The sequence below is a fragment of the Devosia sp. genome (genome assembly GCF_028290625.1).
GTDB lineage: Bacteria > Pseudomonadota > Alphaproteobacteria > Rhizobiales > Devosiaceae > Devosia.
Genome location: NZ_JAQGJM010000024.1, coordinates 44,309 through 59,510 on the forward strand (window position 1 = coordinate 44,309; position 15,202 = coordinate 59,510).

General features: G+C 62.6%; 13 protein-coding genes. 8 read left to right on the plus strand and 5 right to left on the minus strand.

The features are described from left to right. The first annotated feature begins 5 nt into the window (after positions 1–5). The 7 genes from JWR51_RS13305 to JWR51_RS13335 all read left to right on the plus strand — a co-directional run bounded on the left by JWR51_RS13305 (position 6) and on the right by JWR51_RS13335 (position 8,246). Positions 6–893: a carbohydrate ABC transporter permease gene (locus JWR51_RS13305; protein ID WP_299748132.1), complete on the plus strand. Its 888-nt coding sequence runs from the start codon at positions 6–8 to the stop codon at positions 891–893. Positions 894–934: 41 nt separating this feature from the next. Continuing rightward, positions 935–2,059, plus strand: a complete 1,125-nt coding sequence (locus JWR51_RS13310; RefSeq protein WP_299748134.1) for an enolase C-terminal domain-like protein — start codon at positions 935–937, stop codon at positions 2,057–2,059. A gap of 61 nt (positions 2,060–2,120) precedes the next feature. Continuing rightward, positions 2,121–3,371, plus strand: coding sequence for an extracellular solute-binding protein (locus tag JWR51_RS13315; protein WP_299748136.1), 1,251 nt, complete (start codon positions 2,121–2,123; stop codon positions 3,369–3,371). A 59-nt stretch (positions 3,372–3,430) separates the two neighbouring features. Continuing rightward, on the plus strand, positions 3,431–4,390 hold the full coding sequence (locus tag JWR51_RS13320) for a sugar ABC transporter permease (protein ID WP_299748138.1): 960 nt from the start codon (positions 3,431–3,433) through the stop codon (positions 4,388–4,390). A 3-nt stretch (positions 4,391–4,393) separates the two neighbouring features. Continuing rightward, positions 4,394–5,239, plus strand: a complete 846-nt coding sequence (locus JWR51_RS13325; protein WP_299748140.1) for a carbohydrate ABC transporter permease — start codon at positions 4,394–4,396, stop codon at positions 5,237–5,239. A 4-nt stretch (positions 5,240–5,243) separates the two neighbouring features. Then, positions 5,244–6,320 carry a sn-glycerol-3-phosphate ABC transporter ATP-binding protein UgpC gene (gene ugpC, locus JWR51_RS13330; protein ID WP_299748142.1) on the plus strand — a complete coding sequence of 359 codons (1,077 nt, stop codon included), beginning with the start codon at positions 5,244–5,246 and terminating at the stop codon, positions 6,318–6,320. A 33-nt stretch (positions 6,321–6,353) separates the two neighbouring features. Further along, positions 6,354–8,246 (plus strand): hypothetical protein, encoded by a 1,893-nt coding sequence (locus JWR51_RS13335; RefSeq protein ID WP_299748144.1) that lies wholly within the window; start codon positions 6,354–6,356, stop codon positions 8,244–8,246. A gap of 44 nt (positions 8,247–8,290) precedes the next feature. Here JWR51_RS13335 and JWR51_RS13340 read toward each other — a convergent pair whose 3' ends face one another. Next, complete coding sequence (locus JWR51_RS13340; protein ID WP_299748146.1) at positions 8,291–8,755, minus strand: MarR family transcriptional regulator; 465 nt, start codon at positions 8,753–8,755, stop codon at positions 8,291–8,293. A gap of 96 nt (positions 8,756–8,851) precedes the next feature. Between JWR51_RS13340 and JWR51_RS13345 the strand changes: the two genes are divergently transcribed. Beyond that, complete coding sequence (locus tag JWR51_RS13345) at positions 8,852–9,955, plus strand: NAD(P)/FAD-dependent oxidoreductase (protein ID WP_299748148.1); 1,104 nt, start codon at positions 8,852–8,854, stop codon at positions 9,953–9,955. A 60-nt stretch (positions 9,956–10,015) separates the two neighbouring features. On the opposite strand, the gene JWR51_RS13350 is transcribed toward JWR51_RS13345, so the two are convergent. Genes JWR51_RS13350 through JWR51_RS13365 form a run of 4 tightly spaced genes read right to left on the minus strand, consistent with a single transcriptional unit; the run spans position 10,016 to position 14,920 of the window. Then, positions 10,016–11,251, minus strand: coding sequence for a Zn-dependent hydrolase (locus JWR51_RS13350; protein ID WP_299748149.1), 1,236 nt, complete (start codon positions 11,249–11,251; stop codon positions 10,016–10,018). Then, on the minus strand, positions 11,248–12,237 hold the full coding sequence (locus JWR51_RS13355) for an ABC transporter permease (protein ID WP_299748151.1): 990 nt from the start codon (positions 12,235–12,237) through the stop codon (positions 11,248–11,250). Before JWR51_RS13355 ends, JWR51_RS13350 begins: the two co-directional genes overlap by 4 nt. Then, the gene (locus tag JWR51_RS13360; protein WP_299748153.1) at positions 12,234–13,832 is read right to left on the minus strand and encodes a sugar ABC transporter ATP-binding protein; all 1,599 of its coding nucleotides are present in this window, start codon (positions 13,830–13,832) and stop codon (positions 12,234–12,236) included. Before JWR51_RS13360 ends, JWR51_RS13355 begins: the two co-directional genes overlap by 4 nt. Continuing rightward, on the minus strand, positions 13,820–14,920 hold the full coding sequence (locus JWR51_RS13365) for a sugar ABC transporter substrate-binding protein (protein WP_299748155.1): 1,101 nt from the start codon (positions 14,918–14,920) through the stop codon (positions 13,820–13,822). The genes JWR51_RS13360 and JWR51_RS13365 overlap by 13 nt, the downstream gene beginning before the upstream one ends. Positions 14,921–15,202 lie beyond the last annotated feature (282 nt).

Genomic DNA, 15,202 nt, shown 5'->3' on the forward strand with positions numbered 1-15,202 from the left:
GCATCATGAGCACCAGAACGGCACCCATGCGCCTCAACCTCGGCCGGTTCGTCGTCTATGCGACGCTGGCCTTCGCGGTCTGCTTTTACGGCATTCCGTTGCTGTGGCTGTTTGTCGCCGGGACGCGCTCGGAGGCCTCCTTGCTCAGCGATCCGCCATTTGCGCTGGGCACCTGGGAGGCTTTCACCCGCACCTGGAATAACCTGACCAGCTACAACAATTTCCAGATCGTCAGTTGGGCGACCAATTCGCTGATCTATTCGATCGGCGGGGTGCTGCTGTCGCTGGCGGCGTCGATCCCTGGCGGCTATGCGCTGGCGCTGTCGGAGTTTCCGGGACGCAAGCTGATCCTGCTGCTGACGCTGATCGCCATGATCACGCCCAGCACCGCGGTGGTGCTGCCCATCTTCCTCGAGATGAACCTGCTGGGCCTCAGCAATACCTATGCGGGCATGATCCTGGCCTCGGGCTTCTTCCCCTTCGGCGTCTACCTCACTTACGTCTATTTCTCGACCTCGCTGCCCAAGGGCGTGATGGATTCCGCGCGGGTCGATGGCTGCAATCGCTTCCAGCTGTTCACCCGCATCGCGCTGCCGCTGGCGCGGCCGATCATTGCGCTGGTGGCGTTCTTCAGTTTCCTCGCCATCTGGTCGAACTACTTTTTGGCCTTTGTGCTGCTCAGCGACGACAAGCTCTACAACCTGCCGGTTGGGCTGACGGCGCTGGTCAGCGGCTCGGGCGCCCTCAGCAACCTGCCGTCCAACGACGTACCGATCAAAAAGCCCGAAGTGGTGTTGGCCGCCATTTTGGTCGTGCTGCCGGTGCTGTTGATCTTCATGGCGGCGCAACGCTTCGTGCGCTCCGGCATGCTGTCGGGCGCGGAAAAAGGTTAGCGGCCAGCTCGGTCGCAATTACTATACTGACGGAGGATGTAATGAAGATCACGGGGTTCACGGGCTGGTTGGTTGAAACCGAGCCGGGGCCGAAATTCATCTGGCGCGACGGCCTGCCCGGCTCGCACGGCGATATTCCGCGCGGCACCAAGCCGCGCAAGGCGGTGATCCGCATGGAGACCGATAGCGGGCTCGTGGGCGCCATCGAGGTGGGCCGCGGTGATGCGGTGATTGACCTGGTTCGGCGGCGCTACAACTGGTTCATCGGCGAAAATCCGCTGCTGACGGAGCGGATGTGGAACCTGATGTGGGAAATCGACCGCATCGAGGAGGTTCATATGCGCTCGCTCGGCATGCTCGACATGTTGTGCTGGGACGTCAAATCGCAGCAGGCCAAGATGCCAATCTACCAGCTGCTGGGCGGCCACGATCGCGTGGTGCCGGCCTATGCGTCGACGGTCACCTGGCCGACGATGGATGAGTACGAACGCTACATCAAGATGAGCCGGGACCTCGGCTTTACCGCGTTCAAGCTGCACGCCTGGGGCGACGTGAAGCGTGATATCGCGCTCTCGACCAACCTGCGCAAATGGGTCGGGCCCGATGCCGACCTGATGTTCGACGGCTCGGCGGGCTGGGACTATGTGCAGGCGCTGGAATTCGGCAAGGCGATCCAGGATCTCGGCTTCCTCTGGTACGAGGAGCCGATGCGCGAGTTCTATCTCGGCGCCTATGCCAAGCTCTGCGACAAGCTCGATATTCCGGTGCTGGCCGCCGAAACCTCGGACGGCGTGCACTGGAACATGGCGAGCTGGATCGAGGGCAAGGCGCTCGACATGACCCGCGTCTCCACCTTCTACAAGGGCGGTTTCACCGGGGCGATGAAAATCGCGCACATGTCGGAAAGCTTTGGCATGCGCGCGCAGGTGCACGGCATGGGGTTGGAAAATGCCCAACTCTGCGCCGCCATTTCCAACAACGATTATTACGAACAGCTCATCATGAACGAGGAGCAGATCAAGGGCCTCGACAAGCTCGGTCCGCTCGCCATCGTCGGCGGCAATCTCACCGTCACCGACGAGCCGGGCCTTGGCTACCACTATGACTGGGACGCCCTCGACAAGGCGGCCCTGACCAAGATCGAGGTCACCGAGAGGCTGGCCTGACCCCAAGAGCAAGAATGCAGCCAATGCATCAATCGAACCAACAAAAATGGAGGAGTTATCAATGACGAGTTTCGATAGACGTTCAGTCCTGAAGCTGGGTGGAGGCGCGCTTGCCGCTTCTGCCTTGCTGCCGGCGCATGCCTTCGGCCAGTCGACTGCAATCAACTACTGGCACACCTTCACCAGCCAGTCCGAATTTGCTGGGCTCGACGAGGTGATGAAGCTGTTCGCGGCGGCACATCCGGACATCACGGTCACGCAGGAAAACATCCCGAACCCCGAATTCATGGCCAAAGTGACGGCGGCCGTGGTCTCGGGTAGCCGGCCGGATACCACCATGGTGGCGTCCGAACGGGTGGCCGATCTGGTCGCCATGAATGGCCTCACCGACCTGACCGACCGGATCGCAAGTTGGGACCGCCGGTCAGATTTCGACGACGCCCGTTTCAAATCGATCACCGTGGACGGCAAGGTCTATGGCGTGCCCGCCTTCACCTTTGTCGACTGGATGTATTACCGCAAGGATTGGTTCGACGAAGCGGGCCTGGCAGCACCCACCACGTTTGCGGAATTCCGCGACGCGGCAATCAAGCTGACCGACCCGGCCAAGGGCCGTTACGGCTTCGGCATGCGCGCCGGCGCTGGCGGGCAGGCCTATGTGATCAATGTCATGGAAGGGTTTGGCGCCAAGCTGGTGCAGGACGATGGCACGATCGGCCTCGACCGTGACAAGGCCATCGAGGCCATCGACTGGTGGGCGGGCCTGTTGACCCGCGACGGCGCTGTGCCGCCCAGCGCGCCCAATGACGGCTTCCGCCAGATCATGGAAGCGTTCCAGACCGGCCAGACCGCTATGGTGTGGCACCACACCGGCTCGTTCCAGGACAATGCCAAGCTGCTCAAGCCCGGCGTTGAGTTCGCCACCGCCGTGATCCCCGCAGGTCCGGTCAACCGCGTCTCTCGCCTCGGCTATGCCTACAACACCGTGACCAATCCCGACACCATCGATGCCGGCTGGGAGTGGCTCAAGTTCTGGGGCGAGCCTGATGCGGCAATCGCGTTTCTCGAAAAGACTGGCTACTTCCCCGCCTCGACCGCTGCGGCCAAGGACGAGCGCATTTCGGGCAACCCGCTCTACAAGCCGGCCGCCGATACGCTGGGCTTCGGCATTCCAGCGCCGAGCTTTCCTGGCTCCGCCGGCTGGGCCGAGGGCGTGGTACTGCCCGCCTTCCAGCGCGTGCTGATCAAGGAAGCGACCCCCGAACAGGCGGTCGACGAGATGATCGACGGCCTTGCCCAAGCGATTGGCTAATCACGCCCGGGCGGCCGGACACCCGGCCGCCTCCCCTTTCCGAACAAAAGCGAGGCCAGATGATCTCGAATACAGGCCCTGCCTATTCGTCGCCCCAGCGGTCGGCGTTTGATCGTTACAATCCATTGCGCTGGATCGGCGAACTCAGCGAGACGCGGTACTGGATGTACCTGCTGCTGCTGCCGAGTGCGCTGCTGATCTGCGCCGTGGTGATCTACCCCACGCTGTACGGCATGCAGATGAGCTTCCACGAGATGCGGATCAATCGCCCCGGCCTCGGCAATGGCTGGGTCGGGCTGAAGCACTATCAGCGCATGGTGACCGATCCTGTCTTTTGGGTCTCGCTGCGCAATACCGCGGTGTGGGTAACCTCGGCGATTGCGCTTGAATTCCTGATCGGGCTTGTGGCCGCTCTGGCCCTCAACCGCAACCTGCCCGGCAGCAAAGTGCTCGCAGTGCTGATCCTGCTCCCCTATTTCCTGCCCAATGTGGTGGCGGGACATATGTGGGCGCTGATGCTCGACCCGCGCCTGGGCGTCATCAACGACCTGCTGGTCAAGGTTGGCCTGCTGCAGGGCTACAAAGCCTGGTTCGCCGATCCCACCACCGCCATGGCCGCCGCAATCGTGGTCGAGGCTTGGCACAGCTTTCCATTTTTCACGCTGCTGTTGCTGGCGGGGCTCAAGGGCATCCCCACCGATCTCTACAAGGCCGCCGATATCGACGGCGCGGGCGCGTTATCGCAACTCCGGCTGATCACCCTGCCGATGCTGAAAACCATCATTGCCGCCGCGGTCATCCTGCGCGTCATCGGCTTGGTCAATTCGCCGGACCTGCTGCTGATCCTGACCAGCGGGGGGCCGGGGCGCTCGACGCAGGTGCTGTCGCTCTATGCGTTCCAGACCGCTTACAAGGATTTCAATTTCGGCTACGCGGGCGCCCTTTCGGTGGTGATGTTCGTGCTGCTGATGGTGTTTGCCTGGGCCTATGTGCGGCTCTCAAAAGTGAACGAGGACTGACCCATGGCCGCCACCCGCTCACGCTCCAAATTGGTCTGGGACATCGTCAGCTACATCGTGCTGATTGGCCTGGCCTTCATCTGCATCGCGCCCATCGTCTGGACCTTCCTGACCTCGCTGAAGGTCGAGAGCGACATCGTCACCCGCACGATGCACTACATCCCCCCGAGCATCACGTTCGAGAACTATGTGAAGCTGTGGAACCAGTCGAGCTATCCGACGCTGGTGATCAACAGCCTGATCGTCACGTCAACGACCGTGCTGATCTGCCTGCTCACCGGCACTGTCGCCGCCTACGCGTTCTCGCGCTTCCAGTTCAAGGGGCGCACTCAGTTGATGCTGGGCTATCTCGTGGTCCGCATGTTCCCGGCCGTGTTGATGATCATCCCGCTGTTCATCGTCATGCGGCAGGTGGGCTTGCTCGACAGCACCTTCGGGCTGGCCGTGGCCTATACCAGCTTCCTGCTGCCGCTCTTCGTGTGGATGCTGAAAGGCTTCTTCGACGCGGCGCCCAAGGAGCTCGAAAGCGCAGCGCGCATCGATGGCACCACGCGGCTGGGCGCCATGTTCATGGTGGTCATCCCAATCGCCCGCAACGGCCTTTTGGCCACCTGCGTTTTCGTCGCCATCGCGGCGTGGAACGAATATCTGTTCGCGCTGATGCTGACCACCAGCACCGGGTCGCGCACCTGGCCCGTCGGGCTGCAATTGATGGTCGGCGAGTTCCAGCTCCCCTGGGGCATGCTGGCCGCCGGCGGCATGATTTCCATTCTTCCTGTCATCGTCCTGTTTGCCCTGGTGCAGCGGGCGATGGTGGCCGGCCTCACCGGCGGCGCAGTCAAAGGTTAGACCCATGGCAACGCTTTCCATCAACTCCGTCCGCAAGAGTTTTGGCGCCGTCGAGGTGCTCAGCAATATCGATATCGACGTCGAGGATGGCGGCTTCCTCGTGCTGCTGGGGCCCTCGGGCTGCGGCAAGTCCACGTTACTCGCGATCATTGCCGGCCTCGAAACCAGTTCGGGCGGCGACATCCTGATCGGGGACCGCAATGTCAACGACGTGCATCCCAAGGACCGCAACATCGCCATGGTGTTCCAGTCCTACGCGCTCTATCCGACCATGCCGGTGCGCCGGAACATCGGCTTTGGCCTGGAGATGCGCAAAGTCGATGCCAAAGAGCGCGACGCAGCGGTAAACCGCGCTGCCGAGCTGTTGCAGATCGAGCATCTTCTGGACCGCAAACCGGGCCAGCTGTCCGGCGGGCAGCGCCAGCGCGTCGCCATGGGCCGCGCCATCGTGCGCAATCCAGACCTGTTCCTGTTCGACGAACCGTTGAGCAATCTCGATGCCAAGCTGCGCGTCGAGATGCGCACTGAGATCAAGCGGCTGCACGAGCGGCTGGGCACCACCACGGTCTATGTCACCCACGACCAGGTCGAGGCGCTGACGCTCGGCACCAAGGTCGCGGTGATGAAGGACGGCGTGATCCAGCAATTGGCCGATCCCGAGACCATTTACGAGCGGCCCGCCAACATGTTCGTCGCCGGTTTCATCGGATCGCCGACGATGAACTTTCTCAGGGGCACGCTGGAACAGGCCGCAGACGACCTGCACCTACGCTATGATGGCGGCACGCTGGCACTGCCTGAGCTGGCGCAGGACGTCGCCCATTTTGTGGGACGCACGGTCGTGGCCGGCATTCGTCCGGAAACGCTGAATGCCGGGCCCGGCGCCGCAACGCTGACCGGCATCGTCGACATCATCGAGCCAACCGGCCCCGACACCATGGTGATCGTCAATGTGGGCGGACAGCTCATCACCGCTCGGCTTGGACCGAGGGCTCGCCCCGTGTCCGGCCAGTCGCTGACCCTTTCGGCGGATAGCGCCGCCATCAACCTTTTCGATCCCGATACCGGCAACCGGATTTGACCTCCGGCCACGCCATCCCACGAGTTAGGCATCATGACTGATCTCTCCAAGCTCCCCCAAATCGTCGCTGCTCGCATCGCCACCATTCCCAAATGGGCGCTGCTGCAACGGCAGATTTTCAGTGTCCTGGACCAGGCCGCGATCGAGTTCGCCGATCGCTATACGCGCGACGATGGCACCCTGGTCTGGCGCGATCGCTGGCCGGGCATGGACGGCTCGGACGACCCCTATGAGGGGTTCATGAACATGCCGCTATTCTACGCTCTGGGCGGCAGCGAAGAAGTCTATTTGCGCTCGCGCACCATCTGGGATGGCATCACCTGGCAGTGGACGGAATATGGCCAGGTCCACCGCGAATACGACGCCTATTACGACTGGATGCACCACGGCGAGAGCAACCTGTTCTTCTACTTCTTCGGCCTCGCCGACCCCAGCGTGCCCAAGGACCGGCAACGCGCGCGGCGTTTCGCCGGCTTCTACAATGGCGAGGACGCGGAGGCGCTCAACTACGATGCCGACAAGCGCCTCATCCGTTCGCCCATCACCGGCAGCAAGGGCCCGCGCTTCGTGCAGACGGGTGAGGACTGGTCGACCCACCGCGAAATCCTCGACAATTACCTGCCGCCTTTCGAAGATATCCCTGGCATCGACCGCTACGCCACGGCGACGCCTTGGTCCAACGACACCACCTATGCGGACATTCTCGAGCGCATCAATACACGGCAATCGCGCGGCGACGTGCCGCTCAATCTGGGCGCCACATCGTTGATGACCCACGCCTTCGCCTATACGGGCGACGAAAAATACCGCGACTGGGTCATCGATTATCTTGGCGCCTGGACCGAACGCACCGCGCGCAATGGCGGCGTCACGCCCGACAATATCGGCCTCTCCGGCGAGATCGGTGAATACAACGACGGCAAATGGTGGGGCGGCTATTACGGCTGGCGCTGGCCGCATGGCTCGTTCTCGCTACTGGAGCCGATGTGCATCGCCGGCGTCAACGCCGCCCTGCTCACCGGTGACATGAGCCATCTCGACCTGCCCCGCTCACAACTCGACATGCTCTGGGACCTGCGGCGCGAGGAAAACGGCATCCAACTCGTGCCGAACCGGCACTATGACGCCGGCTGGCGCGACTTCCGCCCGATGCATCCGATGTATGGCACCTATCTGTGGAACGTCTCCATGGCCGAAGAGGACGCAGAGCGGGCCGAGCGCGGCTGGGCCGGCCACCTGTTCGACGCGGTCAATCCGGCCTATCACGGCTATGGGGCCTCCAATGGCGGCCATATGGGATTCAACGGCAATACGGCGCAGTGGTTCAAGTTCATACGGGGCGGCAATCCCGACTATCCCGAGGCGTTGCTTGAAGCCAATCTTGCGACCATCTCAAGCCAGATCGCGACCTTCCGGGCGCCCGAGAACGACCCCGAGACCATGGACCACTTTCGCGAGTCCATGACCATCCACATGTGGCAGCAGTTGACCCCGATGGTCCTTGAAGGCCTGACGCAACTCACCCTGGGCGGACCGATGCACGTCTACCACGGCGGCTTGCAGCTCGCGCGTTTCCGCTATTTCGACGCCGACGCCCAACGCCCCGGCCTGCCGCCCGGCGTGGCCGCACTGGTGGACAAGCTGGCCGACACCAGCGCCGCGCTCACCCTGGTCAACACCGACGCCCTCGTAGCCAAGCGGGTCATCATCCAGGCCGGCGTCTTCGGCGAGCATGTCTTCGACGGCGCCTCACTCGATGGCGAGCGCTTCGATGCGACCGGGCGCTGGCTTGTCGTCACCCTCGCCCCCGGTGCCACCGCGCAATTGGACCTCGGCATGCGCCGCTTCGCCAACGCCCCCAATTACGACACCCCCTGGCAAACCGCCGCCTCCGGCCCCGCGCCGCTCGTAGGGCGCGAAATGTAATTCAGAGCCGGCTCACGATCTCGCTGGCGCGGGACGTCCGCTGGTCAAACTTCGGCGCTGGCTTCTTCCTTTTCGCGCACACTTTCCAGGTTGCCAATGAGCCGTTGCAGAAGATGGACCAGGAGGTCGATCTCGGCATCGCTCATTCCAGCAGTTGCCTCCTCGTTGCCGACGTTGACGGCCAGGTCGATTTGCGGCAGCAGCGCCATGGCTTTGGCACTGAGCGAAATCAGCGTGCTGCGACCGTCGTTTGGATCGGGGGTTCGCTCGATCATGCCATCGCGCTCCAGGCGGGCCAGGAGTTGAGCCATGCTAGATTGCTCGATCCTGACGCGCGCCGTCAGTTCCTTTTGCGAAAGTTTCTCCCCCCTCCGCAACATGGTGAGAACCGGAAAGCTGGCGACACCAAGACCCATGGGACGGAATCTACCCTCCGCCAGGCGCATCATCACCCGTGCGGCCCGATTGATGAGATGTCCCGGCCTTTCGTACAGTGGCCATTCCCGCATTATATCCCTCTTGTATAGGCTCCTATATATAATATATAGGTACCTATCATTATCAGGCGCCGACGTAGACAAGCAAGGCGCGATTGAGGACGCATCATGATCACGATTATCGGAGCCGGCATGGGCGGCCTGACGCTGGCAAGCGTCCTGCATCGAAACGGCATTGCCGCTGAAATCTACGATGCCGACCTGTCGGCGACCTCTCGCCATCAGGGCGGTATGCTTGATGTCCACGAAGATACCGGCCAGGTTGCCATCGCGGCGGCCGGCTTGTCCGATACCTTCCGCACACTAGTCCTGCCGCAGGGCGACGCCATGATGGTCCGCGACAAGACCGGCACGATCCTGTTGTCCGATGAGGGGGATGGATCGCGTCCGGAAATCGATCGCGGCGCTCTGCGCAACCTGCTGATCGAAACGCTTCCCGCGGGCACGATCCATTGGAATTGCAAGGTCACCGAGATTGCCAAGGCAGACGGGGGAAACGAGCTAACATTTGCCGATGGCCGGGTGGTGACTACCGACGTGCTCATCGGTGCCGATGGGGCCTGGTCGAAAGTAAGGCCGCTGCTCTCCGCAGCAAAGCCCGTCTATTCGGGAATAACCTTTGTCGAACTGCGTTATTTGGATGCCGACGAGAAATACCCGATGGCGGCCGAGCTGGTCGGCAAGGGCACGCTATTCGCTCTCTCGGATGAACGTGGGCTTCTCGCCCACCGCGAGCCCAACCATGAAGTCTGCGTCTATGTCGCAGTGAAGGTCCCCGAAGAGTGGTGGAAAGGGCCGATCACACGCGACCTGCTGCTGAGTTTCTTCGCCGATTGGGACAAGCGATATCTTGATGTCCTTGCGGCCAGCGATGGGGACCTTAGCGCCAGGCAAATCCACGCCTTGCCGGTGGGACACAACTGGCCCCGCATTCCGGGCGTAACCCTTGTGGGCGACAGCGCCCATCTGATGTCGCCCTTTGCCGGCGAAGGCGTCAACCTGGCCATGATCGATGGCGCCGACCTGGCAATGGCCATCATCGACAATCCCGGCGACATCGAGAAGGCGTTTGCCAGCTACGAAGCCAAGATGTTCCCCCGTGCCGCCGAAAAGGCAGCCGAGTCCGCCGAAAACCTGATCGTCGCTTTCGAGGCGGACGCGCCCAAAGGTCTGCTGGCGTTCTTCGCAAGCATGAGCCAGCCCGAAGGGTGATAGTCAGCCCAAGTGGCCGGCCAGGTGCACTCAGAGCGGCGGAAACCATGGGCGCGGCGGCTAGTAGGCCAGCGCGTGTAACCCTGCGGCGAGAACGCGGATGCCGGCGACGATGTCGGGGATCGAGGAAAATTCCTCTGGGGTGTGGCTGCGGCCGTCTTTGCTGCGCACGAAGATCATCACGGTTTTGGCGATCTTGGCCATTTGCTGGCTGTCGTGTCCGGCTCCGCTCGCCATGGTCAGCGTCGGGATACCCTGCGTGGTAGCGGCGGTCTTGAAGGTGGTGACAAGAGCCGCATCGCTGAGGCAAGGCTCCTTCTCGATCTGGATGTCCCAGGTAATGTCCAGTCCGCGCCGCGCGGCGACTTCGCGCATCAGTGTTTCATGCAAAGCGTAGAGTTCCAGCCGCTTTTCAGGATCGGGATGACGCGCATCGATGGTGAAGGTCACCGAGCGTGGCACCACCGCAGAGCCATTGGGATAGACCTCGGCACGGCCGATCGTGGTCACGGCCGGCCGGCCCAGCCGATGGGCGGTATTGATAACGCCGCTGGCAATCTCGGCAAAGCCCGCCATCGGATCGCGCCGCAAATCCATCGGGAAGGCACCGGCGTGGTTCTGCTCGCCGGTCAGCGTCACCGCATAGTGGCGCAGGCCGGTGATGGCGTCGACAATGGCGACCGGCAGGTCAGCATGTTCGAGGATCGGCCCCTGCTCGATATGCAGTTCGATGAAGCTCTCGATATCGTCACGCTTGGCGCTGGCGATCTCGGAGGGGTGCAGTCCAACGGCGGCCATGGCCTCGGCGATGGTTTCGCCATCGTAACCGCGGGTCGTGGCCGGATCGTCCTGCCGGATTTGCCCGGTAATGGCGCGCGAGCCCCAGAAGTTGGCGGAAGGAAACCGGCTGCCTTCTTCTTCGCAGAGCGACACCGCTTCCAGCGTTCGCCTGGGCTGGCCGAACTGCGCCTTGAGCAATTTCAGCGCGATCAGGGCACTGAGGGCACCGAGCGTACCGTCATAGCGGCCACCGGGCTTTTGCGTATCGATATGGGAGCCGGAGACGATGGACTTGCCACCTTCGCTGCCCGCAAGCTTGCCCCAGACATTGCCCACCGCATCGGTGCTGACGGCGAGGCCGGCGTCCTCGCACCATTTGGCGAACAGGCCGTTGGCCGCAACCCATTCGGGGGAATAAACCGTGCGCCACACGCCGGTGCCGCTATGGGCGCCGATGGCACCCATCTCCATGATCATGGCTTCGACCAGTTCGGGATCGACGATGATTTCCGTCACGATAAACGCTCCTGCCGGCCACGCACGACCTGGGATAGCGCGACGGCCACCACCAATGCACCGCCATAAAACAAATCCTGCACGAAAGTGCTGATGCCCAGAATGGACAGCCCGGTGATCCCGGTCACCAGGAAGTAGACCGCAATGACCGAGCCGATCGGGTTGAACCGGCCGGGGGTAATGCTGGTGGCGCCCAGGAACGCTGCCGCAAATGCAGGCAACAGATAGCTGAGGCCCGAATTGGGATCGGCCGCGCCCAATGTGCCGACGAACAGGATGCCGGCGACGGCACCCAAAACGCCCGATACGAGGAACGTGATCGCCCGCACCTGGTCGACGCGAATGCCCGACAGCCGCGCCACTTCCCGCCCGCGGCCGACGAACAGCAGCCGCTGGCCGGCCGAGGTATAGGTGAACACGTACCAGATGATCGCAGCCACCAGCAGCGCGTAGTAGAACGCCAGCGGAATGCCGAACAGGCGCGTGACGATCACCGCCTGGGCGATGGAAAAGTCGATGCCGCTGATGGTGTTGGAATTGGAGATCCACAGCGTAATCCCGTGGATGAAGGTGCCCATGCCCAGGGTGACGATCAACGAATTGATGCGGAAATAGAGCACGATGAAAGCGTTGATGGCGCCGATCAGCAGGCCCACCGCCAGCGCGGCAAATACGGCCAACAGGATTGGCCAATGGAAATAGACGTTGAGCACCGCAATGGTCATCGAGCTCAGGGTCAAATTGCCTGCGATCGACAGATCGTAGTCCCCCGCCGTCAGCGGCACGATCAGCCCCAGCGTCAGCACGACCAGGATCGCCTGCGAGCCGAAGATGGTGGAGAAATTCGCCCAGCTCAGAAAGGTGGTCGGCCGCAAAATGCCGAAGACCAGGATCACTGCCAGCCAGGCGACGATCAGCCCGTAGCGCTCGCCATTATCGATCCAGCTCTGCCGTCGCGCCGCCCGGGCGGCATCCATATCGCTCATTGTGGGGAAATACCTTCCTGGGCCGTGATGTAGCAGCTCTCGGCGATGGCGGCCTTGGAGATGGCCTCGCCTTCAAGCGTAGCGACGACGCGGCCGCGCGACAGGACCAGCACCCGGTCGCAAATGGCCGCCAATTGTTCGTGATCGGAGCTGGCGCAGACGATCGCCGCGCCCTGCCCGGCCATGGTGCGGATTTCGCCGAACACCTGTTCGCGCGCACCAACGTCGACGCCCTGCGTCGGCTCGTCGAGCAGCACCAGCTTGGGCTGCATCTGAAACCATTTCGACAGCACTACCTTCTGCTGGTTGCCGCCCGACAGAGCGCTCATCAGCGCATCCGGATTGCGTGGCCGAACCTCGAGCGCGTCGTTCAGCTCGGTCGCGCGCTTGCGCATGGCGCCGCGATTGAGCCACAGCCCGCCGCCGAACTGGCCAAGGATGGGCAAGGTCACATTATCGGTCACGCTCAGCGTCGGCACGATGCCGGCGGCGAGCCGGTCGCCGGGGATCAGCACGATACCGGCCTTGACCGATTTGTGCGGCGTCGCCGTCCGCAGCGGATGTTCGGCACCCTCCAGCGACAGGAAGCCGGCTTCCGCCGTGCTGGCCCCGAAGCACAGGTTGACCACGTCGTCATAACCCGAGCCGATCAGCCCCGTCAGCCCGACGACTTCGCCGGCCTTGACCGTCATGGAAAACTCCGCGACGGCGCGACCCTTGAGGCCGGAGACAATCACGGCCTCGGCGCCCAGATCGCGCTTGGGTGGGCGCATCGACGCCAGGTCGACCGAACGCCCCACGATCAGCTCGACGATTTCGGATTTCCTGGCGTCTTTCGTCACCAGTCGGCCCACCACCTTGCCATCGCGCAATACCGTGATCCGGTCGGTGATCTCGCTGACCTCGTCGATATCGTGGGAGACAAAAATCACGCTGGCGCCTTCGGCAACGATGCCGCGCACCAGCGTGAACAGCTTGCGTACATCTTCGGCCGGCAGGAACGGGGTTGGCTCGTCGAGGATCAACAGTTGCGCGGTGGCCGATTTGGCCTGCTCCAACTGATCGAAGGCGCGCACGATGGCCAGCAACGCGCGCTCCAGCGGCGTCAACCGCTCGACCAGCGTCATGGGATCGAGCGACAGGCCCAGCCGGGCAAACAGCGCCAGCGCCCGCTTGGCCTGCTGGCGCCAGCCGATATACAAATGGGCTTCGGTGGCGTTTTCGCCCACCAGCAGGTTTTCCAGCACTGTCATCGATGGCACCAGCGCCAGATGCTGGTGCACGAAGGCGATGCCGAGCTTGCGGAATTCGCCGGCCGAGAGCGGCAAGGCCACTTCCCGACCGCCCACAAACAGGCGCGCGCCGGTGTCGGGGGCGTGGAAGCCAGCCAAAATCTTGATCAGGGTCGACTTGCCCGAGCCGTTCTGGCCGAGCAGGCCATGCACTTCCCCGCGCCGGACGTCGAGCGTGACATCATCGAGCGCGCGGGCGCCGCCAAAATGCTTGGAGAGATGTTCGATCCGTAGCGCCAGGGCTGAGGGATCGGACGATCCCCCAGCCGGCTCAGTGTTGGATTTGGCTGCTAGAGCTTCCATAGGTCCTTGTAACCTGCCAGGTATGCATCGCCATAGCCCTTGGAGGCTTCGGCCGGTGTGCCTGCGGTTGCGGCATTGTCGGCGTCAAAGATCAGCAGCGGGATCTTCGGATCGGTCACCTCGGGCAACCCGCACAGAATGCGCATCTGCGCATCGAGCAGGCCATAGGCGATCCAGTCGAGATTTTCGCCGAGATCCATTTCGACCTGACCGTTCTGAATCATGTCGAGCACGAAGGGCGTACCATTGAAGGTGGCGATTTTGACGTGATCGGCGGCGCCGGTGATCTGCAGCGCCGGAACCACGAACTGGTTCATGCCGTCATAGATCGGGATGATGTAGTTCAGGGTCGGATCGGCAATCACCGCCGACTGAACGGTCGGCTGGATTTTGCTCGCCCAATCGGGGATCGACATGTTCACGGTGGTGAACTTGCAATCGGGGCACTTGGCGAAGGCCTCGGTCAGGCCGGCAACCATGGAGTCGGTCGACAGCACTTCGTTGGTGACCAGCACCAGCGCATTGGTCTTGCCGCCGGTCTTGGCGATGGTCCAGTCGGCCAGCAACGCACCGGCTTCCTTATAGGCAATCGGGATCACGGCGCTGACACCGCCCGGCACGTCCTGGCCGAAGCCGCTGACATGGGAGGCGGTGACGATCGCGCCGGCGTCGCGCGCTGCCTTGATCTGAGGCACCAGCGAGCGCGGATCGGCCCCGGCCAGCAGGTCGATCAGGCTGACCTTGTTGGCAGCACCGTAGTCCAGGCCCTGGGCCCACTGGGTCGGCTGGCCCTGGTTTTCCCAGATCTTGAATTCGAAGCCGACGGTCTTGGCGATTTCGGCCATCGAGGCATTGATCGTCTGCAGGAACGGAACGGCGCTGGAACCGGGGATCGACATGATCGACTTGCCGGCCATGCAGGTTTTGGCGTCGAACGGTTCGCCCGCCGCCGTAAAAGTCGGAATAACGGTGTACTTGTCCAGATTGGCCTGTGCCGCGGCCACCGCATCCTGCGCGGAGGCGGCGCCTATCGTCACCATGCCAAAGGCGAGCCCTAGGCCCGCCAGCGTGAGTGCATTCCTTATCATTACGCTTCCCCTGTTCCCTGTCACGGCTGTGTGCGATCTTAATCGCCACCCGATTACAGTCACTATGTATACAGAGTTCACGACGCACAACCGATTTTCGCAGATTCTGCACGAAGTTTTGCAGATTCTCGGCGCGCCACGGCGGCTCCGATGCTTAATAGCCAAGCTGCGCATAATAAAGCATCATACCGCTCAAACAAGCAGCATTTAGCGGTGAATCCGGAGCCTCCTTGACCACAACGGGCATTTGTCAACGGATGCGGGCCCAATTGCCGGACCGCC